Below are 26,101 nucleotides of genomic sequence, written 5' to 3'. Positions count from 1 at the left end.
TATGGGGACTGTCCGGGCTGAAAGATGCGGTGCGGGCGAACTGGTGTGCCGTGCGAGGGAAGAGTGCCAGTTGAGCCAGGTTCATGTCAGGTCCTTGGCCATAGGTTGGCCAGAAATGGTCCGTTGAGCGAAGGTCCATGTACGCAATGCGAACGACGGCGTACAGGCGGCGGACATGGGTGCGCCGCTCCGGGGAGTTGAACCACCCGGAGCGGCGCCGTCTCTCATTTCACAGAAGACCTGAAGTGGCCTGCGGGAGGCCCGGTCGGCTTACGGGAACGTCAGCTTCCAGCTGTTGATGCGGCCGACGTCCTGCGCGGCCACGTCCTGAACCTTCAGCTTCCACGTCCCGTTGGCCACCTCGGACGACGCGTCGACCGTGTACGTCGCCACGATGTTGTCCGCGGAATCCGATGAACTCGAGTTCTTCAGGCGGTAGTTCGTGCCGTCCGGCGCCACCAGGTCGACGACCAGGTCGCCGCGCCAGGTGTGCACGATGTCGACGCCGACCTTCAGCGCGCTGGGCGCGTTGCCGGTGCGTCCGGTGACGTTGACCGACGAGGTCACCGCCGCACCGTTGTCCGGAATGGCGACATCTGTCGTGTTCTCGAAGTCCGTGCCACCGCCGCCGCCGGGCCGCGAGCCGACGTTGACGCCGGCCCACGCGTGGGCCACCGCCGCGTACTCGGCGCTGGTCGTGCCGTACAGCTCACCGGCCACGGCGAGCGTCCCGGTGCGGGCCGCCGCGTAGTTGGTGGTCGTGGTGAACTTCGTCGTCAGCGCCTTGAACCAGATGAGCGACGCCTTGTCACGACCAATTCCGGCCACAGGCAGGCCGTCCGAGGTGGGCGAGTTGTAGGAGACGCCGTTGATCACCTTGGCGCCGCTGCCCTCGCTCAGCAGGTAGTAGAAGTGGTTGGCGACACCGGACGAGTAGTGGACGTCGATGTTGCCGATGCCCGAGTACCAGGAGTCCTTGGACGAGCCGTCCTTGCTGGGCTTGTCCATGTAGCGCAGCGGGGTGCCGTCGCCGCGGATGTCGATCTTCTCGCCGACGAGGTAGTCGCCGACGTCCTGCGCGTTGTTGGCGTTGAACTCGACCGCCGCCGCGAAGATGTCGGAGGTCGCCTCGTTCAGACCGCCGGACTCGCCGCTGTACGTCATGTTGCCGGTGGCCGCGGTCACGCCGTGCGTCATCTCGTGGGCCGCCACGTCGATGGACGTCAGCGGCTTGGCGTTGCCCGCGCCGTCGCCGTACGTCATGCAGAAGCAGCTGTCGGACCAGAAGGCGTTGACGTAGTTGTTGCCGTAGTGGACCCGCGAGTACGCGCCGACGCCGTCCCCGCGGATGCCGGAGCGGCCGTGCACGTTCTTGTAGTAGTCCCAGGTCAGCGCGGCGCCGTAGTGGGCGTCGGCGCCCGCGGTCTCCAGGTTGGAGGCCTGGCCGTTGCCCCACACGTCGTCGGCGCCCGAGAAGAGCGTGCCGGAGCCGGAGGTGCCGCGGTTGAGGTTGTTCGTCTTGTGGCTGCCCCGGGCGGTGTCCGTCAGGGTGTAGTTGGACCCCGACTGCGCCGTCCCGAGGGTGACCTGACCGCTGTACTGGGTGTTGCCCGTGCCGTTCTCGATGCCCTGCCACTGGAAGAGCTTCTTGCCGGTGGCCGCGTCCGTGACGACGTGCAGTTCGTTCGGCGTCCCGTCGTGCTGCAGCCCGCCGACCACCGTCTCGTACGCGAGAGTCGGCTCGCCCTTGGCCATCCAGACGACCTTGCGGGGCGCCCGGTCCGCGTCGGTCTTCTTCGACCCCTCGGCCTTCGCGGCCCCGAGCGCCTGCTTCTCGGCGGTCGACGCCTTCACGTCGGCGCTGGTGTCGATGCCCTTGAGCTGCGCCTTCGACGCCTTGGTGACGCCCTCGGTCTTCCCCGACTTCGCCTCGTCGACCACCAGGTCGCCGCCGAGTACGGGCATTCCGTCGTAGGTGCGCTCGTAGCGGGTGTGCGTCGTGCCGTCGCCGTCCTTGGTGACATCACGGACGACGAGCTTCTCCTTGGCGCCGAGGCCCAGGTCCTTGGCGGTGTCCGCCTTGGTGGCGTTGGCGTCCTTGATCAGCGCGGCGCGCTGGGCGGGGGAGAGCTTGGCCGGCAGCGAACCCGGGTCGGCCTTGCCGATCTTGGGGGCGGCCGCCTTGGTGGACGGCGCCTTGGCCGGGTCGTCGGCGGTTGCCGGGCCGGTCTGGACGGCCACCGCGATGAGCGCCGCGACGGCGGTCAGGGCACCGGCTGCGGCACCCCGTCGGGAGGAGATGGATCTGCGGGACGCGGATCTGTGGGAGGTGGATCTCAACACGGACTCCTTCTGCGTGGCCGCGGCGTGCGCGGCCAGGGAGGCCGGGCGGCGCGGTCGTGCCGTCCGGGCAGAACAAGGCAGAACGTGGAGCGCAGAACAGCAGAACGTGGAGCTGGGAATCGAACGTGGAGCTGCGAATTGAGGGGAAGAGTGGCACCAGGCCGGGCCCTTTGTCAGGGTTGCATCAATAGTTGGCCGGAACTGGTCCGCTGCCCGGTAGGGCACGTTCGATATGCGGAGCGGGCGGACAGGCCCTGGGGCTGCCCTCTTGTTCGAGGGCAGCCCCAGGTACTGCCTCAATTGTTCGATCCTGTACCGCCTGCCCGGCGTCGGGCGGCGGGTGGCCGGATCTGGCCCCTGAACTAGACGTGTGGCACGCTCAGTTGGGGATCGAGTTCAACAACTGGCCCCACTCGGGGTACTTCTCGACCTTCTTCTCGTGCAGGGCCATCACCTTCGCGCTCAGCTCGGGGTCCGGGTCGTCGGAGAGCCGCAGCGCGGAGAGCCGCCCCAGGTGCGGAATGATCACGAAGTCCCCGGCGAGGTGCACCGGATCGTGCATGTACCGCTCCAGTGCGTCCAGGTCCTCGACGCCCACGCAGTAGGTGTGGGTGAAGCCGTCGTCGGGCAGCCGCAGATCCTGGCCGACCGTCCCGTACGCCGCCGAATCGACGGTCGAGGTGCGGCGCATCGCGGCCAGCACCTCGGCCTTCTCCTCCTCGGTCGTGCCGTCCTTGAAGCTGAAACGCAGGATGTTGACGATCACGTGCAATCTCCTTGCCGCATGGCGGAGTTGGCAGACAAGCGGCAGGCGATCCTGGAGGCCGCCTTCACCGTCTTCGCCCGCCGGGGCTACGCACAGGCCTGCGTGAAGGAGATCGCCGAGGAGGCGGGGGTCGCCAAGCCGACCGTCTACAACCACCTCGCCGACAAGGAGAACCTCTTCCGGCACGCGATGGAGGCCGCGGCCGACGCGGTGCGTGCCGAGAACCTCGCCGCCGTCGAGCGGATGCGCGACCCCGGCGGCGATCTGCGCGCGGCCATGGAGGACGGCGCGTACCGGCTGCTCCAGGTGTGCTGCGGCGAGCGCGCCCGTGCGCTGCGCTGGCTGACGTACGCGCAGGTCGCCGGGTTCCCCGACCTGATCGATGTCGTCCAGGGGCGTACGTCCGACGGGCTGAGCGACGCGCTCGCCGACCGCCTTGCCCGGCTCGTGCTCTCCGGACGCCTGCGCCCGTGCGACCCCGCCCTGGCGGCCGAGCAGTTCCTTGCGCTGCTCACCGGCCCGCTGGAGTCGCGCTCACGGCTCGGCACGCGCAAGGTCCCGGCGGCGGAGGTCCGTGAGGTGGCGGCCGCCGCGACGGACACCTTCCTGCGGGCGTACGGGGCGTAGGCGGTCGGCAGGGGCTGGGGCCGGCTCCTCTCGCGAGATTTCGTTCGGCGGTTTTCTCTGACCCGGGAATACCCCCCGGGGGTATATGGTTATGATCGATGTCCCGGCAACGGGCAACGCCGGAAGGCACGCCACAAGGCATGCCGGAAGGCGCATCACACCGAGGGAGACGCCATGAAGAACCACTCCGGCCACCACCAGTCCCAGCACGGCGGGCACGCAGGCCACGGCGGCCACGGCGGAGCCACGCCCGGCGGTCTGTCGGTCTCCGAGAACGGGTACACCCTCGAACTCGACTCGACGATCGTCACCGGCGGCGTCCAGCCGGTCACCTTCCGGGTGATAGGCCCCGACGGGCAGGCCGTCACCGAGTTCACGCCCGAGCACGAGAAGGCGCTGCACTTCATCGCCGTCCGGCGCGACACGGCCGGGTTCCAGCACGTGCACCCCGTGATGGACGAGAAGGGCACCTGGAGCGTCGAACTGGCCCTGGAACCCGGGGACTGGAGGTTCTTCGCCGACATCCACCCGGCAGGCCACGACGGAACCATGACGCTGGGGATCGATGTCGCGGTCGCCGGGCAGTACGACCCGCGTCCGCTTCCCGAAGTCACCCGGGCCGCGCGGGCCGACGAGTTCACCGTCACCCTCGACGGCGAACTCCTGCCCGGCGCGGCGAGCGAGCTGACCCTCGCCGTCAGCCGGAACGGCCGGCCCGTCACCGATCTGCAGCCCTACCTGGCCGCGTACGGACACCTGGTGGCACTGCGGGTCGGCGACCTGGGCTACCTCCACGTCCACCCGGAGGGCGAGCCCGGCGACGGCACCACCGCGCCGGGGCCCGAGATCGCCTTCGCGGCGACCGCGCCGTCGGTCGGCACCTACCGCCTGTTCCTGGACTTCCAGCACGACGGCGTCGTCCGGACGGCCGAGTTCACGGTGCGGACCGCGACGAGCCCCGGCTCGGACACGGCATCCCAGGCCGCACCCGCCGAGCACCCGAGCCACCACCACGCACACCACCACTGACCAGCGGGCCTCGGCTCGCGGGGGCACGGACTCCGCCCCGAGGCCGTGCCCCGCCGCATGGACCCGGAAGGAACACGCCATGAGCCTGTTCGCCATCCGCGACTACCGCCACCTGTTCAGCGCCCAGGTCATCGCCCTGTTCGGCACCGGTCTCGCGACAGTGGCCCTCGGACTGCTCGCCTACGATCTCGCGGGACCGCGCGCAGGCGTGGTCCTCGGCACCGCTCTCACCATCAAGATGGTCATGTACGTGGTCATAGCCCCGCTCGCCGCCGCGTACGTCGACCGGCTCCCCAGGAGAGCCTTCCTGGTCTTCCTCGACGTGGTGCGCGCCGCAGTGGTCCTCGCGCTGCCGTTCGTCACCGAGGTCTGGCACATCTACGTCCTGATCGGCCTGCTGCAGGCCGGATCCGCGGCATTCACCCCGACGTTCCAGGCCGTCATCCCCGACATCGTCACGGACGAATCCGACTACACACGCGCCCTGTCCGCCTCCCAGGTCGCCTACACCATGGAGAGCCTGCTCAGCCCGGTACTCGCAGCGGTCGCCCTGGCGTTCATGAGCTTCAACCTGCTTTTCCTGGGCACCTCCGCCGGATTCGCCGTCTCCGCCCTCCTCGTCCTGTCGACGCGCATCCCCGACGCCCGCCCCAACGCCCACGCCAAGGCATGGGACAGGGCAGCGGCAGGGATCAGGACCTTCCTCAGGACACCGCGGCTGCGCGGCATCATGGCGCTCAACCTCGTGGTCGCGGCGGCAGGGTCGATCGTCGTCGTCAACACCGTCAACTACGTGCGTGACGAGCTCGGCGGCTCGCAGTCGGACGTCGCATGGATGCTCGCGGCCTCCGGCGGCGGAACCCTCCTCGCGGCCCTCGCGCTTCCCCGCATCCTCGACCGGATCACCGCCCGCACCGTCATGGTGACCGGCGCCGGAGTCCTCCTCGGCGGCACGATCGCCGCGGTCGGTCTCATGACGGCCGGCCTGACCACATGGACCGGTACGGCGATCAACTGGACCGTGATCGGCATCGGCATGGCGCTCGTCGTCACACCGACCGGAAAGGTCCTGCGTGCCTCCGTCGCGCCGAACGCGATTCCCGGGGCCTTCGCGGCCCAGTTCTCCCTGTCGCACCTGGCCTGGCTGATCACCTACCCCATCGCGGGATGGCTCGGCACGAACGCCGGCTTCGCGCTCGCCTGGTCCGTCCTCGCGGCCCTCGCAGGGGCGGGCACCGTCGGCGCCCTGCTCCTGTGGCCGCGCCACGACGGACGAGGGGCCGTGACGGAGCCCGACACGACCGCACCTCTGCTGGACAGGTCCACCCTGTCCAAGGCCGCGTGAAGCGTCGCAGGGCCTGGAAAGCGCGACCCGGAAGGCGCGACCCGGTAAGCGCGCCCCGGAAAGCGTCCTACCCCACCACGCTGTCCCGCCAGGCACGGTGCAGATCCGCGAACGAACCGCTGCCCGCGACGAGTTCGTCCGGAGTGCCGTCCTCCACGACCCGGCCGTGCTCCATCACGAGCACCCGGTCGGCGATCTCCACCGTGGAGAGCCGGTGGGCGATCACGACGGCCGTGCGGCCGCGAAGCACCGTGTGCATGGCGCGCTGCACGGCCCGCTCGCCCGGGATGTCCAGGGAGCTGGTCGCCTCGTCCAGGATGAGCACAGCCGGGTCGGCGAGCAGCGCCCGCGCGAAGGCCACCAACTGCCGCTGACCGGCGGAGATACGGCCGCCCCTCTTGCGTACGTCGGTGTCGTAGCCGTCCGGCAGCGAGGCGATGAAGTCGTGCGCGCCGATCGCCTTCGCCGCGTGCTCGATGTCCTCGCGGGTGGCGTCCGGGCGGCCGATGGCGATGTTCTCCGCGACCGTGCCGGAGAAGAGGAAGGCCTCCTGGGTCACCATGACCACGCCGCGCCGCAGTTCGGCGTTGGCGAGGTCGCGCAGATCGACCCCGTCGAGGAGGACCCGGCCGTCGGTCGGGTCGTAGAAGCGGGCCAGGAGCTTGGCGAGCGTCGACTTGCCCGCGCCGGTCGAGCCGACGACGGCGACGGTCTGCCCGGCGGGCAGCGTCAGGTCGAAGCGGGGAAGGACCTCGCCGCCGGTGCGGTAGGCGAACCGCACGCCGTCGAAGCGGACCTCGCGGCCCGGGTGTTCGGAGGCGAGGGCGGGCAGCCGGCGCGCGGACTCGGCCGGAGGTTCCGGTACCGAGGGGGTCTGGGCGAGCAGGCCCGCGACCTTCTCCAGGGACGCGGCCGCCGACTGGTAGGAGTTGAGGAACATGCCGAGCCGGTCGATCGGGTCGTAGAGGCGGCGCAGATAGAGCACCGCGGCGGCGAGGACCCCGAGCGCGAGCGTGCCGTCGGTGACGCGGTAGGCGCCCCACAGGACGATGCCGGCGACAGCCGTGTTGGCGACGAGCCGGGACCCGACGACGTAGCGGGCCATCTCCAGCATCGCGTCGCCGTTGCTGCGCTCGTGACGGTGGTTGAGCACGGCGAACTCGGCCTCGTTGGCGCGCTCGCGGCGGAAGGCGCGGACCGGGCGGATGCCGTTCATCGTCTCGGCGAACTTCACGATGACGGCGGCGATCGCGGTGGAACGCTTGCCGAACAGCGGGCCCGCGCGGCGCTGGTAGCGGCGTACGAGGAGGTAGAGCGGCACGAACGACACCATCGCGGCGGCGCCGAGGCTCAGGTCGAGCCAGAGCAGCATCACCGAGATGTAGACGAAGGACAGGATGACGGTGATCAGCTCCTGCAGGCCCTCGCTGAGCAGCTCCCGCAGGGATTCCACATCCGTGGTGGAACGCGATATCAGTCGCCCCGATGTGTACCGCTCGTGGAAGTCCACGCTGAGCGCCTGCGCGTGCCGGAAGATCCGCCCGCGCAGATCGAGCAGCACGTCCTGGTTCACCCGCGCCGAGGCGACGATGAACGCGTACTGGAACCCGGCGGACGCGGCAGCGCACAGCAGATAGCCGAGGCCGACGGCGATCAACGGCCCGTAGTCGTCGCGGCGTACGGCCGGCACGCCGCTGTCGATGGCGTACGCCACGAGCAGCGGCCCGCCCTGCACGGCGGCCTGCTGCAACAGGAGCAGCACGGTCGCGAGCACGACCCGCCTGCGCAGCGGCGCGAGCAGCGAACGGAGCAGGACGGCGGTGGCGCCGGGCGCGGTGGGGAGCGTGTCCTTGTCGAAGTCGTCGGTGGGGGGCGTGGGTTCGGTGGGCCCACCCGCCTCCGGGGCGGGGAAGCCGTTGAGGGGGGTGGGTGTGGGGCGTGGAGAGTGCGATGGGGTGGTGCCAGTGCCAGTGCCAGTGCCAGTGCCAGTGCCCGGGGCCGGGTCCGGGTCCGCGGCTGCGACCGCGGCGTCCGCGGGTCGGTTGTCCGGCACCGGTTCTGCCAGTCGGCTGTCCCGTCCGGGGTCCGCCGGACGGCCGTCCGGCCCCGCATCGGTGCGGGCCCCAGCACCGGAACGGAGTCGCCGCCCGGCCGGCGCGTCCGCTCCCGGGTGCTGCTCGTCGCCGGGGTGGCGACGGCCCTCCGGCTCTTCCTCCCCGCCCGGCCCCGTGGTCCGTGACGCCGGTGTCGATGCCGTCATCGTGCCGTCTCCCCCTCCGCGGACGTGTCGTCCGCCTTTTCCCGCGCGGAAGCGGGCTCCGCCCCCGACATCAGCCACGCGTACTCCGCGTTCTCCCGCAGCAGTTCCTGGTGCGTGCCCACCGCCGTGATCCGGCCCCCGGACAGCAGGGCGACGCGGTCGGCGAGCAGGACCGTGGACGGGCGGTGCGCCACCACCAGGGCCGTGGTGTCCCGCAGGACGCGGCGCAGGGCCGCCTCCACCAGGGCCTCCGTGTGCACGTCAAGGGCGGACAGCGGATCGTCGAGGACCAGGAAGCGGGGGCGGGCGACCACCGCGCGGGCCAGGGCGAGGCGCTGGCGCTGGCCCCCGGACAGGCTCAGGCCCTGCTCGCCCACCTGTGTGTCCGTGCCCTGCGGCAGCGCGTGCGCGAAGTCGGCCTGCGCAATGTCGAGAGCGCGCGCCAACTCGGGCTGCCCGGCGGCCGCTTCGGCCCCCATCAGGACGTTCTCGCCGACCGAGGCGGAAAAGAGCGTCGGCTCCTCGAAGGCCACGGCCACCAGCGTGCGCAGCCGCTCGCGGTCCATCTCCGCGATGTCCGCGCCGTCCAGCGTGATGCGGCCCTCGCTCACCTCGTGCAGCCGCGGCACCAGCGCCGTCAGGGTCGTCTTGCCGCTGCCCGTCGCACCGACGAGGGCGAGCGTCTCACCGGTGCGTATGTGCAGATCGATGCGGTCGAGCGCGGGCGGCGCGTCGGGCGGGGCATCGGGATAGCGGAACCGTACGCCGTGAAAGCGGAGCCCGGCTTCCCCGGAGCCGGACCGGGCCCCTGGGCCTGTGGCGGACCCGGCGGCGGTGGCGGATCCCGCCCCGCTCCTGGCCCTGCCCCCGGCGCCGGACTTGGACCCGATCCCCGAGCCGACGCCGATGCCGACTCCAGCCTCAGCCCCAGCCTCAGACCCAGCCTCAGCCCCAAGCCCGCCCCCGACCGGTGAGGTCTCCGGCTCCGCGTCCATCACCTCGAAATACCGCTCCGTGGCCGTCGCCGACTCCTGGCTCATCGCGAGCAGGAAGCCGATCGACTCCACCGGCCAGCGCAGGGCGAGGGCCGTCGAGAGGAACGCCACCAGCGTGCCCGTGGACAGGTCGCCGTCCGCCACCTGCACCGTGCCGAGCACCAGCGCCGCGCCGATCGCGACCTCCGGCAGCGCCATGATCACCGCGTAGATCGCGGCGAGCAGCCGCGCCTTGGCGAGTTCCGTGCCCCGCAGCGTGTGGGAAAGATCGTGGAACGCCCGCGCCTGACTGCGGTGGCGGCCGAAGCCCTTGATGATGCGGATGCCGAGCACACTCTCCTCGACGACGGTCGTCAGATCGCCGACCTGGTCCTGCGCCCGCCGCGCCACCGCCTGGTAGCGGCCCTCGGAGTACGCGCAGAAGATCACCAGCGGGAGGAGCGGGGTCAGCAGCACAAGCCCGAGCGCCCAGTCCTGCGCGACCAGGATGACCATGCCGACCACGATCGTCGCGCCGTTGACCACCAGGAACGTCAGCGGGAAGGCGAGGAACATCCGAAGCAGCATCAGATCCGTCGTGCCGCGCGAAAGCAGCTGGCCCGACGCCCACCGGTCGTGGAACGCCACCGGAAGCCGCTGCAGATGGCGGTAGAGATCCGCCCGCATCGCCGCCTCGACGGAGGCGAGCGGCCGCGCCACCAGCCACCGCCGCAGGCCGAAGAGGAGCGCCTCGGCGATGCCGAGCAGCAGCAGGAGCAGCGCCCCGAGCCACACCCCGCCCAGGTCCCGCTCGGCCACGGGACCGTCCACGAGCCACTTCAGTACGAGGGGGAAGACCAGCCCCGTACAAGAGGCGAGGACGGCGACAAATGCCGCGCTGAACAGGCGAGTTCGTACGGGGCGGACATAGGGCCACAGACGCAGCAGGGTCCGCGCGGCGGACCCTCCCGAGTGTTCCCCCGCTGATCGCCCCGCTGATTCCTTCGCTGCTTCCTTGGTCGGTGCATCTGGTTTCGGCATCAGGAGCGAGCCTACGGATGGCCACTGACAGCGCCCACCGAGTTTTGGCCCGGACGCGCTCGTCCGCTGGTCCTAAGACCCACCGCCACCGGCGAGGTCGTACCCGCCATCAACCGATCGGCTGATGCCGCTTCGAGCGCGATGGGCGATGCCCGCGCCCCCGCCCACCGGCGAGGCTCGACCCATGCCCATCATCGAAGTGCGCGACCTGCACAAGGCCTACGGCGGACGTGCCGCCGTCGACGGCGTCTCCTTCGCCGTCGAGGAAGGCGAGATCTTCGGAGTCCTCGGACCGAACGGCGCGGGCAAGACCACCACGGTGGAGTGCGTCGAAGGCCTGCGGATCCCCGACACGGGGACGGTCCGGGTGGCCGGGCTCGACCCCGTCGCCGACCACGACCGCGTCACCCGGCTCCTCGGCGCCCAGCTCCAGGAGAGCGAGCTGCAGGCGAAGCTCACCGTCCGCGAGGCGCTCGAACTGTACGCCGCCTTCTATCCGCACCCCGCCGACTGGCACCCCCTCGCCGAACGCCTGCGCCTCACCGACAAGCTGGACAGCCGCTTCGGCAAGCTCTCCGGAGGGCAGAAGCAGCGCCTGTTCATCGCGCTCGCACTGATCGGCAACCCGAAGGTCGTCGTCCTCGACGAGCTGACCACGGGACTCGACCCGCGCGCCCGCCGCGACACCTGGCAGCTCATCGAGGACGTACGCGACAGCGGAGTGACCGTCCTCCTGGTCACCCACTTCATGGAGGAGGCCCAGCGCCTCTGCGACCGCATCGCCGTCATCGACCAGGGCCGGATCGCCGCGCTCGACACCCCCGCGGGCCTGATCAGCCGGGCCGCCGGATCCACCGTCATGTCGTTCACGCCGTCCGCGCCGCTCGACGAGCGGGAACTCGCCGCGCTGCCGCAGCTCACCTCCGTCGAGGAGCGGGACGGCCGCTACACGATCAACGGCACCGACACGACCGTCGACGCGGCCATCACGCTGCTCGCCCGGCACCACATCACCGCCCGCCAACTGCGGGTCTCCGACGCCACGTTGGACGACGCGTTCCTCGACCTGACAGGAGCGAACGCATGAGCGCCGCCACCACCGCCGTCGTGAAGAGCGAGTTCCGCCTCTTCACCCGCGAACCAGGCGGGATCTTCTGGATCCTGGCGTTCCCCACCATCCTCCTGGTGATCCTCGGCTCCATCCCGTCCTTCCGGGAGGCCGACGACTCGCTCGGCGGGCTTCGCATGGTCGACGCGTACGTACCCGTGACGGTGCTCCTCGCCATGATCATGGCGGGCGGCCAGTCCATGCCGCCCGTCATCACCGGCTACCGCGAACGCGGCATCCTGCGCCGGATGTCCACCACCCCGGTGCGCCCCACGTCGCTGCTCGCCGCGCAGATGGGCCTGCACGGCGCGGCCGCGCTGCTCTCGGCGCTGCTCTCGCTCGTGGTGGGCCGCATCGCCTTCGACGTACCGCTGCCGCGCATGGCCTTCGGATACGTCGTCGCCCTCGCCCTGGCGATCTGCGCGGCCCTGGCCATGGGCGCCCTGGTCTCGGCGCTCTCCCGCACATCGAAGATCGCCACCGCGATCGGCTCGGCGGTCTTCTTCCCCTCGATGTTCACCGCGGGCGTCTGGCTGCCGGTCCAGTCCATGCCCGAAACCCTCGCCCGTATCGTCGAGTTCAGCCCCTTCGGCGCGGCCTCGCAGGCCCTGTACGAGGCGGCGGCGGGGGACTGGCCGGGGTGGGCGCACCTGGGCGTGCTCGCCCTGTGGACGGTGGCGCTGACGTACGGCGCGGCGCGTTGGTTCCGCTGGGAGTGAGGGCATGGGCCGGGCGGTGCCCGTCGACGACACTGGGGCCATGACCATGAGCACGTCGGACGCCGCGAAGATCATCGAGCAGCGATGGGGTCTCTTCAACCGCTGGGGCCCCTACGTCCTGCTCGGCTTCGGGCTTCTCATGGCGCTCGCCACCTCCGGCGTCGTCGGCATGAGCCGGGGCGAGTGGTACGCGTCCTGGGCCCTCGTGGGCGCCGGGCTCGCGCTCCAGCTGTGGTGGAGCGCGGCTGCCGGAAGCCGTCCGGGCCCCTCGGCCGCCGGCACCGTCTACTACGCCGTGCGCTGGGCGCTCGCCTTCGCCCTCACCTGGTTCAACCCGTTCTTCGCGTTCTACGCCGTCGTCGGCTACTTCGGCGCCGAACGGCTGCTGCCGCCGCGCCTGGTGAAGCCGGGCTTGTTCGCCACGGCCGTCATCATGGCAGGATCCCAGTCCGGCGGTCTGCCGCCGCACGACGAACTCGGCTGGACCGTCTTCGGCGCGCTGCTCGCCGTGAACGTCGCCCTGCTGATCGTCTTCGCACACCTCGCGGCCCAGGAGGACGAGCGCAACCGCATCGCCGTCTCCACCATCGTCGAACTGGAGCACGCCAACACCGCGTTGCAGCAGGCCATGGACGAGAACGCCGCCCTGCACTCCCAACTCCTGGTCCAGGCAAGGGAGGCGGGGGTGGCCGACGAGCGGCGCAGGCTCGCCGCCGAGATCCACGACACCATCGCGCAGGGCCTGACCGGCATCATCGCCCAGCTCCAGGTCGTCGCCAACGCCTCCGACGAGACGCTGGCCCGCGAACACCTGGGCCGCGCCGCCGATCTCGCCCGGCACAGCCTGGGCGAGGCCCGCCGCTCCGTCCACAACCTCTCCCCGACGGCCCTGGAACACGACGAGCTGCCCGAAGCGCTGAAGAAGACGGTCACGGAGTGGGCCGAACGCACCGGCGTCCGCGCCGAGGCCACGGTCACCGGACCCGCCGAGCCCCTGCACGAAGAGATCGAGGCGACCCTCCTGCGCATCGTCCAGGAGGCACTGTCCAACGCCTCCCGGCACGCGGCCGCCACCCGGGTCGGGGTCACCCTCTCCTACATGGACGGCGAGGTCACCCTCGACGTGCGCGACGACGGCAGCGGCTTCGACCCGCTGACGCTCGTCAAGCGCAGCGGCTCCGGAGGCTTCGGCCTCGACGGCATGCGGGCCCGCGCCGAGCGCATCGCCGGCTCCTTCACGGTCGAATCGGAACCGGGCGGCGGCACCGCACTGTCGGCTCGCGTACCGTTGGTCCGCCATGGCTGACGTGATCACTCTCCTCATCGTCGACGACCATCCCGTCGTACGCGACGGACTGCGCGGCATGTTCCAGTCCGACCCGTGCTTCGAGGTGCTCGGCGAGGCCGCCGACGGCGTCGAGGCGGTCGCCCTTGCCGAACGCCTCGACCCGGACGTCGTCCTGATGGACCTGCGCATGCCCGGCGGCAACGGCGTCGACGCGATCGCCGAGCTCACCCGGCGCGGCGCCCGCTCCCGGGTCCTCGTCCTCACCACGTATGACACGGACTCGGACACGCTCCCCGCGATCGAGGCGGGCGCGACGGGCTACCTCCTCAAGGACGCACCCCGCGACGACCTGTTCACCGCGGTCCGCGCGGCCGCCGAGGGCCGCACGGTCCTCTCCCCGGCGGTGGCCTCCCGCCTGGTCTCGGCGGTCCGCACCCCGTCGACGACATCAGGCAACGACCAACTGTCGGCCCGCGAACGGGAGGTCCTCGTCCTGGTCGCCAAGGGCACGTCCAACCGCGAGATCGCCCGCGAACTCTTCATCAGCGAGGCCACGGTAAAGACCCACCTCACCCACATCTACGCCAAGCTGGACGCGAAGGACCGCGCGGCGGCGGTAGCGGTGGCATACACCCGAAAAATCCTGAGCTGACCCCCAGGCTCGATCCCGCCGCTCCGCGGCGAATCTTTCCCGCCCGCCCACCCGAATCTCCGCAGCTGCCCGCCCACCCCGTCAGTAGGTCTTCCACCCCGTCGGAGGCCCTCCAGCCCGGCCGCAGTTCTCCTTTCAGCCTGTCCGGCGTTTGAGGACGAACTCGCCGAAGGCGGTGATCCACGGCCACCTCGCGGCCGGCGCAGCCGGAATTGATTCGGGTAGGGGTGGGGTTGGGGAAAGGAAACCCCCTCACCCACACACCCGCAGCAGAACAACCGTCCGCCCCGCCACAGTCACCGCACCCCCCGCCCGACAGACATCCCCCGGCGCCACCCCCTGCTCCTCCAGGGAGGTGTCCACCACCACCTCGTACGCGCCGGCCCACGGCTCACCCGGCAGCACAAAACTCACCGGCCCTTCCCCCGCGTGCAGCACCGCGAGGAAGCTGTCGTCCACCACCGGCACCCCCCACGCGTCCCGCCCGGGAATGTCCCGCCCCGACAGATACATCCCCAGCGTCGCCGTGGGCGCGTACCAGTCCGCCTCTGTCATCTCCGCACCCCGCGCGGTGAACCACGCCAGATCCCGCAGCCCGTCGGCGGAGTGCGCACGGCCGGAGAAGAAGGCCCGCCGCCGCAGCACGGGATGCGCGTGCCGCAGCGCGATCAGCCGGGACGTCAGGTCGAACAGCGCCCGCCACCCCGGATCCTCGAGCAATCCCCAGTCGACCCAACTGACCTCGTTGTCCTGGCAGTACGCGTTGTTGCTGCCCCCCTGCGTACGCCCCATCTCGTCGCCCGCGACCAGCATCGGCACCCCGGTGGAAAGGAGCAGCGTCGTCAGCAGATTCCGCAGCTGCCGGCGGCGCACCTCCGCCACCCGCGCATCATCCGTCTCGCCCTCCGCGCCGCAGTTCCAGGAGCGGTTGTCGTCCGAGCCGTCCCGGTTGCCCTCGCCGTTGGCCTCGTTGTGCTTGCGCTCGTAGGAGACCAGGTCCCGCAGCGTGAACCCGTCGTGCGCCGTCACGAAGTTCACCGACGCGTACGGCCGCCGCCCGCCCCAGGCGTAGAGGTCGCTCGACCCGGAGAGCCGGTAGCCCAGGTCCCGCACATCGGGCAGCGCGCCCCGCCAGAAGTCCCGTACGGCGCCCCGGTAGCGGTCGTTCCACTCCGTCCACAGCGGAGGGAACGCCCCCACCTGATAGCCCCCGGACCCCACGTCCCACGGTTCGGCGATCAGCTTCACCCGCCGCAGGACCGGGTCTTGGGCGATCACCGCGAGGAACGGCGACAGCATGTCCACGTCGTGGAAGGAGCGAGCCAGCGCCGCCGCCAGATCGAAGCGGAAGCCGTCCACTCCCATTTCCGTCACCCAGTACCGCAGCGAGTCCGTGATGAGGCGCAGGACGTGCGGCTGGACGACCTGGAGCGTGTTCCCGCACCCCGTGTAGTCCGCGTACCGCCGCGCGTCGGACGGCTGGAGCCGGTAGTAGCCGCGGTTGTCGATGCCCTTCAGGGAGAGCATCGGGCCCAACTCGCCCGCTTCCGCCGTGTGGTTGTAGACCACGTCCAGGATCACCTCGATCCCGGCCTCGTGCAGCGCCCGCACCATCCGCTTGAACTCGCCGACCTGCTGCCCCGTCGTCCCCGACGCCGCGTACGCCGCGTGCGGTGCGAAGTAGCCGATCGAGTTGTAGCCCCAGTAGTTCCTCAGGCCCCGGCTCAGCAGATGGTCCTCGTGCGCGAACTGGTGGACGGGCAGCAGCTCCACCGCCGTCACACCCAGGCGTACGAGATGGTCGATCGCCGCCGGATGCGCCAACCCCGCGTACGTACCGCGGAGTTCCTCCGGTATCCCGGGGTGCAGTTTCGTGAAGCCCCGGACATGCACCTCGTAGATGACCGAGTCCGCCCACGGTGTCTTGGGGCGCCGGTCGTCCGTCCACTCGTCGTCCGGCGCGTCGTCGTGCACGACCACGCCCTTGGGGACGTACGGCGCCGAGTCCCGGTCGTCCCGCACCGTGTCGGCCACCTGCTGCTGGGGCCAGTCCCGCACATGCCCGTACACCTCGGGCGGCAGCCCGCGCGCCCCGAAGTCGCCGTCCACCGCGCGCGCGTACGGGTCGAGGAGCAGCTTCGCCGGGTTCCAGCGGGCGCCCGTCCAGGGGTCCCAGCGGCCGTGCACGCGATAGCCGTAACGCTGCCCCGGACGGACTCCCGGCACGAAGCCGTGCCAGATCTCGTGCGTCAGCTCGGTCAGCGGACAGCGTGTCTCGACGCCGCCCCCGCCGGCACCGCCGCCCCCGTCGTCACCGTCGTCGCTGTCGTCGAAGAGACACAGCTCGACGGCCTCCGCACCGCCCGCCCACAGCGCGAAGTTGGTGCCCGCGACGCCATCGGGCCCCACCCTGAACCGAGCCCCGAGCGGCGTCGGCGCCCCCGGCCACACCGGCGGCCGCCGCGCCTCGGCGGCCGCGTCCCGCGCCGGAGCGCGCACGGCGGGCGCACCCGCCGATGTCCCGTTCACGGCGGCGGGCTGCCCGGCCACGGCCGCGCCCGTCCCGCGCCGCCCACCCCGCAGTGCTTCCTGTTCGGCTGCGCTGGACACCCACTCGCCTCCCGCGGCTCGACCCCCGCCGCGTCCCGGCGGCCGGGGCTTACCAGACCGGACGACGCGAGCGGACCCCAAGGCTCCCCGCGCCGTCCTCCCCACTGTTCTGCCCAGCGGGTGCGTCGCACTCACGTTTCCCCAGGAGGGGGACGGTCGTTGGGACGGACGTGAGACAGGTAGCGAGGCGCGCACGGCGCGCAGGGGCCGCGCTGGCCGCCGTAGTGACATGGGCAGGACTGCTGGCCGCAGCCGCGGGATGCAGCGGTGACTCAGGCGGCATCGACCGCCTCATGGGCAAGCCGCGCTCGCCCGCCGACACGATCCGGGTGACCCCCGACGACGGCAGCAAGGGCGTCAAGGGCGACGAACGGCTCCAGGTGAAGGTCCCCGACGGACGCCTCGAATCGGTGAAGGTCAGCCGGGTGCAGGACGCCCAGGAAGTCCCGGTCCCCGGCCGCATCGACGAGAGCGGCACGACCTGGAAGCCGCTGGACGACGGCGACCTGGCGCTCGCCGCGAAGTACTCGGTGCACGCCGTCGCCCTCGACGGCCACGGCCACCGCTCCGCCCGGCACACGACGTTCACGACGTACGTACCCGACGAGCGGTTCATCGGATACGTGACGCCGGAGAACCGCTCCACCGTCGGCACCGGCATGATCGTCTCCCTGGAGTTCAACCGGGAGATCGAGAACCGCGAGGCCGTCCAGCGCGCCATCCACGTCACCGCCGAACCGGCCGTCGACGTACGCCCGCACTGGTTCGGCAAGACCCGCGTCGACTTCCGCCCCGAGAAGTACTGGAAGCCCGGCACCAAGGTCACCGTCGGCCTGCGCCTGCGCGACATCGAGGCCGCCCCCGGCGTCTACGGCCTCCAGGACAAGAGCTTCGCCTTCACCGTCGGCCGCAGCCAGCATTCCCTGGTCGACGCCGCCGAGCACACGATGGAAGTACGCCGCGACGGCGAGCTCCTCTCCACGGTGCCGATCACGGCAGGGGCCCCGAAGACGACGACGTACAACGGGAAGATGGTGGTCACCGAGATGCTCGAGGTGACCCGCATGAACAGCCGCACCGTCGGCTTCGGCGGCGAGTACGACATCCCCGACGTCCCGCACGCCATGCGCCTGACCACGTCCGGCACCTTCCTGCACGGCAACTACTGGTCGCCGGACGCCCCTGGCAACACCAATGTCAGCCACGGCTGTGTGGGCCTGCGCGATGTGAAGGGCGGCAGCTCACAGACCCCGGCGGGCTGGTTCTTCGACCGGAGTCTGATTGGTGACGTCGTGGAAGTTGTCAACAGCCATGACAAGAAAGTCGCTCCTGACAACGGGCTCGGTGGCTGGAACATGGAGTGGAAGGACTGGACGGCACCGCCCGGCACCAAGCCTGAGGCCAGGCCCTGAGCCAGGAGTTGAGGTGGGGACCGCACTGCATGCGCAGTTGGGACTGAACAGTGACATTGGCGGGGAGTCATCGGTCAGGACCGTGTGGTTATCTAGCGCGGGGCGCGTGTCGGCACGCGCCAATGCACTGGGGTGCGGGCCTGACCAGGCCGTGTGAGGGGAGACAACATCGTGAACGGGCGACCGATATCGGGGCCGTCGGTTGGTGCGCGGGGGAGCGCACGGCGGCGGGGGAGCAAGGGCCTCTTTGCGGTGGCATCGGGTGTGACACTGCTGTTGGTCACGGCCTGCGGCGGGGGCGGCGGCTCGGACTCGGGGGACGACGGCAAGGGCAAGGCGGCCGACAAGAACGCGCCGTCGACGGCCGTGGTGACCGTGGCCCCGAAGGACGGCGCGGAGTCGGTGGCCACCAGCGGGGCCCTGAAGATAGCCGCCGACAAGGGCAAGCTGTCCCAGGTCAAGGTCGAGGACAGCAAGGGCAATCCGGTCCCCGGCAAGATCACTTCGGGTGGCGCGACATGGACGCCCGCGCACCACCTCGCGGCCTCCACGAAGTACAAGGTCCACGCGATAGCCAAGGACTCCGAGGGCCGTGAGTCCGCCAAGGACACGTCGTTCACGACGCTGACCCCGAAGAACACCTTCGTCGGCCAGTTCACTCCGGAGGACGGCTCGAAGGTCGGCGTCGGGATGCCGTTCTCCGTCCACTTCAACCGCGGGATCACCGCGCCCGAGGACGTCGAGAAGGCCATCGAGATCAAGACCGAGCCGTCCGTGCCGGTCGAGGGTCACTGGTTCGGCAACGACCGCATCGACTTCCGCCCCGAGAAGTACTGGAAGGCGGGCACGAAGGTCACCGTCAACCTCAACCTCGACGGCGTCGAGGGACGGCCCGGCGTGTACGGCGAGCAGGCCAAGACCCTGAAGTTCACCATCGGCCGCAGCCAGGTGTCCACCGTCGACGCCAAGTCCCACCAGATGAAGGTCGTCCGGGACGGCAAGCAGATCAAGAAGATCCCGATCACCGCGGGCGCCCCCGGCACGACGACGTACAACGGCCAGATGGTCATCAGCGAGAAGCTTCAGGTCACGCGGATGAACGGCGACACGGTCGGCTTCGGCGGCGAGTACGACATCAAGGACGTCCCGCACGCGATGCGCCTGTCCAACTCGGGCACGTTCATCCACGGCAACTACTGGTCGGGCGGCGCCTTCGGCAACACGAACGCCAGCCACGGCTGTGTCGGCCTGAGCGACGTACGCGGCGGATACAGCAAGAAGACGCCCGGAGGATGGTTCTTCAACAACTCCCTCGTCGGGGACCTGGTGGTCGTGAAGAACTCGGCGGACAAGACGATCCAGCCCGAGAACGGCTTCAACGGCTGGAACATGTCCTGGGAGAAGTGGAAGGCCTGACAGGCCCGCCGGGATTCCCGGCCGCATGTCGCTGTCATGCGGGGCACGGCTAACGTGCCTCGCATGACATCTGTGCATCTCGAAGTCGCCGAAGGCGTCGGCACGATCCGCCTCGACCGCCCCCCGATGAACGCGCTCGACATCGCCCTCCAGGACCGGCTCAAGGAACTGGCCGAAGAGGCGACCCGGCGCGACGACGTACGCGCCGTGATCATCTACGGCGGCGAGAAGGTGTTCGCGGCGGGCGCGGACATCAAAGAGATGCAGGACATGGACCACGCGGCGATGATCGTGCGGTCCCGTGCCCTGCAGGACTCGTTCACCGCCGTCGCCCGCATCCCCAAGCCGGTCGTCGCCGCCGTCACCGGCTATGCCCTCGGCGGCGGCTGCGAGCTCGCGCTCTGCGCCGACTTCCGCATCGCCGCCGACAACGCCAAGCTCGGCCAGCCGGAGATCCTGCTCGGCCTGATCCCCGGCGCGGGCGGCACCCAGCGCCTGTCCCGTCTGGTCGGCCCGTCCAAGGCCAAGGACCTCATCTTCACCGGCCGCATGGTGAAGGCCGAAGAGGCGCTCACCATCGGCCTGGTGGACCGCGTCGTGCCCGCCGCCGAGGTGTACGAGCAGGCGCACCAGTGGGCGGCGCGGCTCGCGCAGGGGCCCGCGCTCGCGCTGCGCGCCGCCAAGGAGGCCGTGGACGCGGGCCTGGAGACGGACATCGACACCGGGCTCGCGATCGAGCGCACCTGGTTCGCGGGTCTGTTCGCCACGGAGGACCGCGAGCGGGGCATGCGCAGCTTCGTCGAGGAAGGTCCCGGCAAGGCGAAGTTCCTCTGACGTACCCCTGAAGTGCCCCTGGAATGTGATCAGTTGAGGGCGCGTCAGCACGCGTGTCCCCCGAAGGGGCGGATTATGCGAGCCTTAAGAGAGCCTTAAGCCTGCCTGCTTCGGGGCTGTTGGTGATCACTCGTAAGCGGGCAGTCATCGCAGGTCGGACGGGCTGTCGCAGGGTCCTAACTGCCACTGGCATATGCCTACTCGACCCCCCGGAATGGTTGGTTCCGGGGGGCTTATTCCTTCGGAACGGCCCCGGAGGGCGCTCGGGGCGGCCATGATGGGGGCATGGCGGGGCTGGAGGGTATGGAACAGCCGCGGCGGCACGGGAGTGCGACCGCGGCGCGCTGGTCGCCGGCGGTTGAGGACGAACACGCGCTCAAGGCGCTCGAGTTGTTCGGCAATCCGACGGACGCAGAAGTACCGCTGCCGTCGCGCCCGGAGTCCGCCGCCATCGCGCGCCGGCTCGCGCAAGTCGTCGTGCTCCGCCACTGGGGCCTCTCCCCGAAAATGACCGAGGACGTGGTCCTCCTCGTATCCGAACTCGTCGGCAACGCCGTGCGGCACACCGGCGCCCGCGTCTTCGGCCTGAAGATGGCGCGGCGGCGCGGCTGGATAAGGATCGAGGTGCGCGACCCCTCGCGCGGACTGCCCTGCCTGATGCCCGTCCATGAGCTCGACCTCAGCGGCCGCGGGCTCTTCCTCGTCGACAAGCTCTCCGACCGGTGGGGCGTGGACCTGCTGCCGCGCGGCAAGACGACCTGGTTCGAGATGCGGGTCGCGGACCGCTGAGGCTTCGCCGGGTCCTGGGTACACGAAAGCCCCCGGTTGCCGGAGTGCGGCGCTGCGGGGGCCTTCGTGAAGCGTCGTGGACGAATGGGGTGTGGTCCACGGCCGCTGAAACGACCTGAGCCCGGGTCAATGGGGGTCGTGGCACCGACTATGGCAGACGGGGGCCAGCGATCCAAAAGTCCCTATCCGTGCATAACGCCTCAAACCGGGACACTGTAAAAGTGAATCCTTGGTGAGATGGGACACCTGCCTGGTAAACGCTGGTTAAGCGCAGGCTGTGACAGGTGTTCCGCAAGGGTCGCCCAGGTGTCCTGAGGGTTCGCGGCCCCGACCCGCGGAGGTCCCGAAGCGGGCAATCGGCATCTTTCGCCCGCTTTGCCTATTAAATGGGCGCGTGATCGAGACCGACCGCCGAGGAGCCCTGCGTGCGGGCGCCGGCCTGGTCGTCACCGGCGCGCTCGCCACCGGATGCGCCACGACCGGCACCGCCCCCACGCGCGACCGCCCGCACGCACCGCCCGGCGCACCCCACGCCGCCCCGGCGGCCGCCCCCGCACCCCGCCGCTTCCCCGGCCTCCCCGACCAGATCGCACACAGCCCCCGCGGCCGCCCCCAGGTCGCCCTCACCTTCCACGGCCAGGGCGACCCCGCCACCGCACGGTCCCTGCTCACCATCGCCGAGAACGCGGACGCCAAGATCACCGTCCTCGCCGTCGGCAGCTGGCTCGACCAGCACCCGAAACTCGCCCGCCGCATCCTCGACGGCGGCCACGACCTCGGCAACCACACCCACCACCACCTCACCGTCAACGACATGACCGAGGCCGACGCCCACGCCGAGATCACCGGCTGCGCCGAACGCCTGCACCGCCTCACCGGCTCCATCGGCACCTGGTTCCGCCCATCCCGCGCCCAGCGGGCGACCCCCCTCGTCGCCCGCCTCGCCCACCGCGCCGGCTACCCGCACGTCCTCTCGTACGACGTCGACTCCCTCGACTTCACCTCGCCGGGCGCCCCGGCCGTCACCCGCAAGATCGCCTCAGAGGTGCGCGCGGGCTCCGTCGTGAGCCTGCACTTCGGGTACGCGGACACGGTCGCCGCGCTCCCCGCCGTCCTGGAAGACCTCGACCGCCGCGGCCTGCGCGCGGTGACGACCACGGAGCTGCTGACCTGATGACCCTCCACCTCGACCTCACCCGCCGCACCTCGGCACTCATCGCCGCCGGTGCCGTCGTCGCCGCCGCACTCGCCGGCTGCGGAACCGACACCCGCCAGGACGAAGCCCACGGCACCAAGGGCATCCAGAAACCCGCCAAACCCAAGGCGGCGCCGGGCCTCCCCGGCATGCCACCGGTCCTCGACCCCAAGGACGTCTACGCCGCAGACCGCCCCAACAAGCTCTCCCCGGTGGTCAAGGACTTCCCCTCCCGCGTCTACGTCCCCAACACCAACTCCAACACCGTCTCGGTCATCGACCCCAAGACGTACCGGGTCATCGACACCATCGACGTCGGCATCCAGCCCCAACACGTCGTCCCCTCCTGGGACATGAAGACCCTCTGGGTCAACAACAACCGCGGCCACACGCTCACGCCCATCAACCCCAAGACCGGCAAGGCGGGCAAGCCGGTCGACGTGCACGACCCCTACAACCTCTACTTCACGCCCAACGGCAAGTACGCCATCGTCATGGCCTCCATGGACCGCGAACTCGTCTTCCGCGACCCGCACACCATGAAGAAGGTCAAGACCGAACCGGTCAGCTGCTACGGCGTCAACCACGCCGACTTCTCCGCCGACGGCCGCTACTTCATCGTCTCCTGCGAGTTCTCCGGCGAGCTGTTGAAGGTCGACACCGAGAAGATGAAGGTCATCGGCCAGCAGAAGCTGCCCTTCGAGGGCGCCATGCCGCAGGACGTCAAGGTCTCACCCGATGGCAAGACCTTCTACGTGGCCGACATGATGGCCCACGGCATGTGGGTCCTGAGCGGCGACAAGTTCGACAAGCCGAAGCTCCTGCCCACCGGCAAGGGCACCCATGGCCTGTACGTCAGCCGCGACTCACGCGAGATGTACGTCTCCAACCGCGGCGAGGGCACCGTCTCCGTCTTCGACTTCCCCAAGAACAAGCTCACCAAGAAGTGGAAGCTCCCCCAGGGCGGCAGCCCCGACATGGGCGGCGTCTCCGCGGACGGCAACACGCTCTGGCTGTCCGGCCGTTACGACTCCGAGGTGTACGCCATCGACACCCGCACCGGAGTCCAGATCGCCCGCATCCCCGTCGGCGGCGGCCCGCACGGCCTCGCGGTCTACCCGCAGCCGGGCCGCTACTCCCTGGGGCACACGGGGATCTTCCGCTGAGTTCACCGAGCACCGAGCCCGAGTCATTCAACGGTTGACGACCGCGGCCACCGGGAACGGGGAGGTTAGATCCACCGCCCCGTTCCTCTGCCCCACAGGAGGCCGCGCATGATCCGAGGCATCGACGTCAGCTCGTACCAGTCCACGTTCGACACGGACGGCCTCTCCTTCGTCATCATCAAGGCGACAGAGGGCCGTTCGTACATCAACCCGAGACTGACGGCGCAGACGAAGCTGGCACGGGACGGCGGCTGCGTGGTCGGCTTCTACCACTTCCTGTGGCCCGGCAACATCACGGCCCAGGCGGAGTATTTCGTCAGCAAGGCCCCTGAGAAATCAGGGGACTTGCTGGCGGTGGACTGGGAGTGGACGGGGGATCATACGGCCGCGTCGAACGCCGAGAAGGACCGCTTCATTCGGGAGGTGAAGCGGCTGCGGCCGTCACATAAGGTTCTGTTGTACGCGAACCGGGATTTCTGGCTAAATCGGGACACCACGTCCTACGCGGGTGACGGCCTCTGGATCGCCGACTACGTGACGGCGGGCAAGCCGCGCATCAAGGCGAAGTGGCGGATCCACCAGTACACGTCGACGCCGCTGGACAAGAATGTGGCGGATTTCGAGAGCGAGCAGGCGCTGCGGGACTGGGCGAAGCCCTAGTCCACGGGCCTCAGGCCCGCCACTCCGCCGTGCGCTCCGGGGACGCCTCGGACAGGGCCTTGGTGACCGCGTCCACGTCCGCCGCGAGGCCGTAGACCGCGGTGCCGGGCTGCTGGCGCCACGACTCGTCCTGGCCGCCCGTGTCGACGGTGTCGAAGCCGATCTCGTCGAGCAGATCGCGTACGACCTTCTTGGCGGCCTCGTCGTCGCCGGACACCGGCAGTGCGACGCGGCCCGGGGTGCCCTTGGCCCGGGGCTTGTCGAGGATGTCGTGGGCGTAGGTGCCGTTGAAGGCCTTGACGACGGGGTGGCCGATCTGCCGCTCCGTCCAGCGGCTCTCGGTGAGGCCCTCCTCGATCTCGGCGATCTTCCCGTCGCGCTGCTGCGGGTAGTAGTTGCCGGTGTCGATGACGGCGACGCCGTCGGCCGCGCCGTCCAGGAAGCCCGACGGCAGGTTCGGCACTGCCTTCAGGGGGATCGTGACGACGACCACCTGGGCGTCGCGTGCGGCCTCCTCGACCGTCACCGGCGTCGCGCCGGTCTCGGCGGCGAGCTCGGTGAGGGTCTGCGGGCCGCGGGAGTTCGCGACGGAGACGTCGTGGCCGACGGCCGTGAAGCGACGGGTGAGGTTGCCGCCGATGTTGCCCGCGCCGATGATGCCGATCTTCATGACTTGCCCTTCCGGGGGTTGGTTCGCCGGTCTCGTAGCGGAGCCAACCTCCGGAACGGGTGAGGTATTCCGAACGGAGTGGGTCGGCCTTCTCAGACCTTCACCACGATCTTGCCGGTATGCGTGTTGGACTCCATCAGGCGGTGGGCGTCCTGGATGCGGTCCAGGCCCTCGAAGACCTCGGCGATCACCGGGCGGAGCGTGCCGTCGGTGAGGCCCGAGTTGATGTAGGCGGCCGCGCGGTGGCGGCCCTCCTCCGTCTCGGTGACCATCGGGTTCCCGTATCCGTGGACGGACAGGGGCCAGTTCATCGGGAGGGTCGTGGGGCGGGTGTCCAGCCAGCCGTAGATGACGAGCTTGCCGTTGCGGACCACCGCCTCGCCCAGGTCCTGGAAACCCGGGCCGCCGATCGCGTCGAGCACGATGTCGGCGCCCCGGCCGCCGGTGAGGCGTTTGGTCTCCTTGATCACGTCCTCGCGCTCGCTGACGATGACGTGCTCGGCGCCCAGGTCCAGGAGCTGCTGCCGCTTGGCCTCGGTGCGGGTGGTGGCGATCGGTACCGCGCCCGTGCGGCGTACGACCTGGATGGCCGCGGTGCCGACGCCGCTGGACGCGCCGGTGATCAGGACGTGCTGGCCCGGCAGCAGCCCGGCGGTCTGGAGCAGCGCGCCGTACGCGGTGGAGTAGGTGACCCAGATGGCGGCCGCGGTGACGGCGTCCACTTCGGCGGGGCGTGGGACGACGGCGGTCTGCGGCAGCAGGACCAGCTCGCCGTACACGCCGTGCGCGCTCAGTTCGGTGTTCGCCGCCGTGAGGACGGTGTCGCCGGGGGCGAAGGCGGTGACGCCAGCGCCGACGGACTCGACGGTGCCTGCGGCCTCGTAGCCGTTGCGGGATGCGGGCAGGGTCGGCTGGTAGTAGTAAGTGCCCGCGCGGAGCAGGGTTTCGGCGCGGTTGAGGCCCAACGCCTCGACGCGGATGCGGACGTCGCCCGGTCCGGGGGCGGGGATCTCCACGTCGTGGATCCGCATGACCTCGGGGCCGCCGATCTCGTCAAAGAGCACGGTGCGAGCGGTGGTTGACGCTGTAGTTGTTGTCATGCAGGAGACGCTAGGTGGGCTGCGCGAGACGGACCATGCCTGCTGCTCTCGCTTTTATACCCGTACGTCTTGCGGGGTGCGGCGCGCGCTACGGTAC

21 protein-coding genes are annotated in these 26,101 nt (G+C 70.3%); 14 read left to right on the top strand and 7 right to left on the bottom strand.

Features of this window, described 5'->3' with window-relative positions; translation table 11 throughout:
* Positions 1-270: 270 nt before the first annotated feature.
* Complete coding sequence (locus AB0G47_RS24915; RefSeq protein WP_360773828.1) at positions 271-2,343, bottom strand: M4 family metallopeptidase; 2,073 nt, start codon at positions 2,341-2,343, stop codon at positions 271-273.
* A gap of 379 nt (positions 2,344-2,722) precedes the next feature.
* Complete coding sequence (locus AB0G47_RS24910) at positions 2,723-3,109, bottom strand: Dabb family protein (RefSeq protein WP_360773825.1); 387 nt, start codon at positions 3,107-3,109, stop codon at positions 2,723-2,725.
* An 18-nt stretch (positions 3,110-3,127) separates the two neighbouring features.
* Between AB0G47_RS24910 and AB0G47_RS24905 the strand changes: the two genes are divergently transcribed.
* The 3 genes from AB0G47_RS24905 (at position 3,128) to AB0G47_RS24895 (ending at position 6,110) form a co-directional block, all read left to right on the top strand.
* On the top strand, positions 3,128-3,736 hold the full coding sequence (locus AB0G47_RS24905; protein WP_360773822.1) for a TetR/AcrR family transcriptional regulator: 609 nt from the start codon (positions 3,128-3,130) through the stop codon (positions 3,734-3,736).
* Positions 3,737-3,910: 174 nt separating this feature from the next.
* Positions 3,911-4,765, top strand: a complete 855-nt coding sequence (locus AB0G47_RS24900) for a hypothetical protein (RefSeq protein WP_360773819.1) — start codon at positions 3,911-3,913, stop codon at positions 4,763-4,765.
* A gap of 79 nt (positions 4,766-4,844) precedes the next feature.
* On the top strand, positions 4,845-6,110 hold the full coding sequence (locus tag AB0G47_RS24895; protein WP_360773816.1) for an MFS transporter: 1,266 nt from the start codon (positions 4,845-4,847) through the stop codon (positions 6,108-6,110).
* A gap of 67 nt (positions 6,111-6,177) precedes the next feature.
* On the opposite strand, the gene AB0G47_RS24890 is transcribed toward AB0G47_RS24895, so the two are convergent.
* Both AB0G47_RS24890 and AB0G47_RS24885 read right to left on the bottom strand, forming a co-directional pair.
* Positions 6,178-8,370, bottom strand: coding sequence for an ABC transporter ATP-binding protein (locus AB0G47_RS24890; protein ID WP_360773814.1), 2,193 nt, complete (start codon positions 8,368-8,370; stop codon positions 6,178-6,180).
* The gene (locus AB0G47_RS24885) at positions 8,367-10,385 is read right to left on the bottom strand and encodes an ABC transporter ATP-binding protein (protein WP_360773811.1); all 2,019 of its coding nucleotides are present in this window, start codon (positions 10,383-10,385) and stop codon (positions 8,367-8,369) included. The genes AB0G47_RS24890 and AB0G47_RS24885 overlap by 4 nt, the downstream gene beginning before the upstream one ends.
* A 184-nt stretch (positions 10,386-10,569) precedes the next feature.
* On the opposite strand from AB0G47_RS24885, the gene AB0G47_RS24880 reads away from it, so the two are divergent.
* Genes AB0G47_RS24880 through AB0G47_RS24865 form a run of 4 tightly spaced genes read left to right on the top strand, consistent with a single transcriptional unit; the run spans position 10,570 to position 14,152 of the window.
* Positions 10,570-11,472, top strand: coding sequence for an ABC transporter ATP-binding protein (locus tag AB0G47_RS24880; protein WP_360773808.1), 903 nt, complete (start codon positions 10,570-10,572; stop codon positions 11,470-11,472).
* The gene (locus AB0G47_RS24875; protein ID WP_360773805.1) at positions 11,469-12,212 is read left to right on the top strand and encodes an ABC transporter permease; all 744 of its coding nucleotides are present in this window, start codon (positions 11,469-11,471) and stop codon (positions 12,210-12,212) included. The genes AB0G47_RS24880 and AB0G47_RS24875 overlap by 4 nt, the downstream gene beginning before the upstream one ends.
* A 46-nt stretch (positions 12,213-12,258) precedes the next feature.
* A complete protein-coding gene (locus AB0G47_RS24870; protein WP_360773898.1) occupies positions 12,259-13,518 on the top strand; it encodes a sensor histidine kinase in 1,260 nt (419 codons plus the stop codon).
* Complete coding sequence (locus AB0G47_RS24865) at positions 13,511-14,152, top strand: response regulator transcription factor (RefSeq protein ID WP_360773802.1); 642 nt, start codon at positions 13,511-13,513, stop codon at positions 14,150-14,152. The genes AB0G47_RS24870 and AB0G47_RS24865 overlap by 8 nt, the downstream gene beginning before the upstream one ends.
* A gap of 252 nt (positions 14,153-14,404) precedes the next feature.
* On the opposite strand, the gene glgX is transcribed toward AB0G47_RS24865, so the two are convergent.
* A complete protein-coding gene (gene glgX / locus AB0G47_RS24860) occupies positions 14,405-16,762 on the bottom strand; it encodes a glycogen debranching protein GlgX (RefSeq protein ID WP_360773799.1) in 2,358 nt (785 codons plus the stop codon).
* 293 nt (positions 16,763-17,055) lie between these two features.
* Between glgX and AB0G47_RS24855 the strand changes: the two genes are divergently transcribed.
* The 7 genes from AB0G47_RS24855 to AB0G47_RS24825 all read left to right on the top strand — a co-directional run bounded on the left by AB0G47_RS24855 (position 17,056) and on the right by AB0G47_RS24825 (position 24,234).
* Positions 17,056-18,174 carry an Ig-like domain-containing protein gene (locus tag AB0G47_RS24855; protein ID WP_360773796.1) on the top strand — a complete coding sequence of 373 codons (1,119 nt, stop codon included), beginning with the start codon at positions 17,056-17,058 and terminating at the stop codon, positions 18,172-18,174.
* A 171-nt stretch (positions 18,175-18,345) separates the two neighbouring features.
* Positions 18,346-19,590 carry an Ig-like domain-containing protein gene (locus AB0G47_RS24850; RefSeq protein ID WP_360773793.1) on the top strand — a complete coding sequence of 415 codons (1,245 nt, stop codon included), beginning with the start codon at positions 18,346-18,348 and terminating at the stop codon, positions 19,588-19,590.
* A 63-nt stretch (positions 19,591-19,653) separates the two neighbouring features.
* Positions 19,654-20,424, top strand: a complete 771-nt coding sequence (locus AB0G47_RS24845; RefSeq protein ID WP_266870938.1) for an enoyl-CoA hydratase-related protein — start codon at positions 19,654-19,656, stop codon at positions 20,422-20,424.
* Between the two features lie 180 nt (positions 20,425-20,604).
* Positions 20,605-21,213, top strand: coding sequence for an ATP-binding protein (locus AB0G47_RS24840; protein WP_360773895.1), 609 nt, complete (start codon positions 20,605-20,607; stop codon positions 21,211-21,213).
* Positions 21,214-21,607: 394 nt separating this feature from the next.
* On the top strand, positions 21,608-22,387 hold the full coding sequence (locus AB0G47_RS24835) for a polysaccharide deacetylase family protein (RefSeq protein ID WP_360773789.1): 780 nt from the start codon (positions 21,608-21,610) through the stop codon (positions 22,385-22,387).
* Entirely contained in the window at positions 22,387-23,574 is a 1,188-nt protein-coding gene (locus AB0G47_RS24830) for a PQQ-binding-like beta-propeller repeat protein (protein WP_360773786.1), read from the top strand. The genes AB0G47_RS24835 and AB0G47_RS24830 overlap by 1 nt, the downstream gene beginning before the upstream one ends.
* A gap of 108 nt (positions 23,575-23,682) precedes the next feature.
* Positions 23,683-24,234, top strand: coding sequence for a glycoside hydrolase family 25 protein (locus tag AB0G47_RS24825; protein WP_360773783.1), 552 nt, complete (start codon positions 23,683-23,685; stop codon positions 24,232-24,234).
* Positions 24,235-24,244: 10 nt separating this feature from the next.
* On the opposite strand, the gene AB0G47_RS24820 is transcribed toward AB0G47_RS24825, so the two are convergent.
* Both AB0G47_RS24820 and AB0G47_RS24815 read right to left on the bottom strand, forming a co-directional pair.
* On the bottom strand, positions 24,245-25,000 hold the full coding sequence (locus AB0G47_RS24820; protein ID WP_360773892.1) for an NAD(P)-binding domain-containing protein: 756 nt from the start codon (positions 24,998-25,000) through the stop codon (positions 24,245-24,247).
* Complete coding sequence (locus tag AB0G47_RS24815; RefSeq protein ID WP_360773780.1) at positions 24,997-26,004, bottom strand: zinc-dependent alcohol dehydrogenase family protein; 1,008 nt, start codon at positions 26,002-26,004, stop codon at positions 24,997-24,999. Before AB0G47_RS24815 ends, AB0G47_RS24820 begins: the two co-directional genes overlap by 4 nt.
* Positions 26,005-26,101 lie beyond the last annotated feature (97 nt).

The organism is Streptomyces sp. NPDC021622 (assembly GCF_040640795.1).
Taxonomy (GTDB): Bacteria; Actinomycetota; Actinomycetes; order Streptomycetales; family Streptomycetaceae; genus Streptomyces.
The sequence above is the reverse complement of the archived record's forward strand: the minus strand, read 5'-3'. Positions and strand labels throughout refer to the sequence as shown.

Bases quoted from the DNA above. Each gene is read 5' to 3' on its own strand.
- AB0G47_RS24865 (WP_360773802.1), top strand. From the start codon at position 13,511: ATGGCTGACGTGATCACTCTCCTCATCGTCGACGACCATCCCGTCGTA.
- AB0G47_RS24845 (WP_266870938.1), top strand. From the start codon at position 19,654: ATGACATCTGTGCATCTCGAAGTCGCCGAAGGCGTCGGCACGATCCGC.
- AB0G47_RS24870 (WP_360773898.1), top strand. From the start codon at position 12,259: ATGAGCACGTCGGACGCCGCGAAGATCATCGAGCAGCGATGGGGTCTC.
- AB0G47_RS24890 (WP_360773814.1), bottom strand. From the start codon at position 8,370: ATGACGGCATCGACACCGGCGTCACGGACCACGGGGCCGGGCGGGGAG.
- AB0G47_RS24855 (WP_360773796.1), top strand. From the start codon at position 17,056: ATGGGCAAGCCGCGCTCGCCCGCCGACACGATCCGGGTGACCCCCGAC.
- AB0G47_RS24880 (WP_360773808.1), top strand. From the start codon at position 10,570: ATGCCCATCATCGAAGTGCGCGACCTGCACAAGGCCTACGGCGGACGT.
- AB0G47_RS24895 (WP_360773816.1), top strand. From the start codon at position 4,845: ATGAGCCTGTTCGCCATCCGCGACTACCGCCACCTGTTCAGCGCCCAG.
- AB0G47_RS24815 (WP_360773780.1), bottom strand. From the start codon at position 26,004: ATGACAACAACTACAGCGTCAACCACCGCTCGCACCGTGCTCTTTGAC.
- AB0G47_RS24825 (WP_360773783.1), top strand. From the start codon at position 23,683: ATGATCCGAGGCATCGACGTCAGCTCGTACCAGTCCACGTTCGACACG.
- AB0G47_RS24830 (WP_360773786.1), top strand. From the start codon at position 22,387: ATGACCCTCCACCTCGACCTCACCCGCCGCACCTCGGCACTCATCGCC.
- AB0G47_RS24885 (WP_360773811.1), bottom strand. From the start codon at position 10,385: ATGCCGAAACCAGATGCACCGACCAAGGAAGCAGCGAAGGAATCAGCG.
- AB0G47_RS24905 (WP_360773822.1), top strand. From the start codon at position 3,128: ATGGCGGAGTTGGCAGACAAGCGGCAGGCGATCCTGGAGGCCGCCTTC.
- AB0G47_RS24875 (WP_360773805.1), top strand. From the start codon at position 11,469: ATGAGCGCCGCCACCACCGCCGTCGTGAAGAGCGAGTTCCGCCTCTTC.
- AB0G47_RS24900 (WP_360773819.1), top strand. From the start codon at position 3,911: ATGAAGAACCACTCCGGCCACCACCAGTCCCAGCACGGCGGGCACGCA.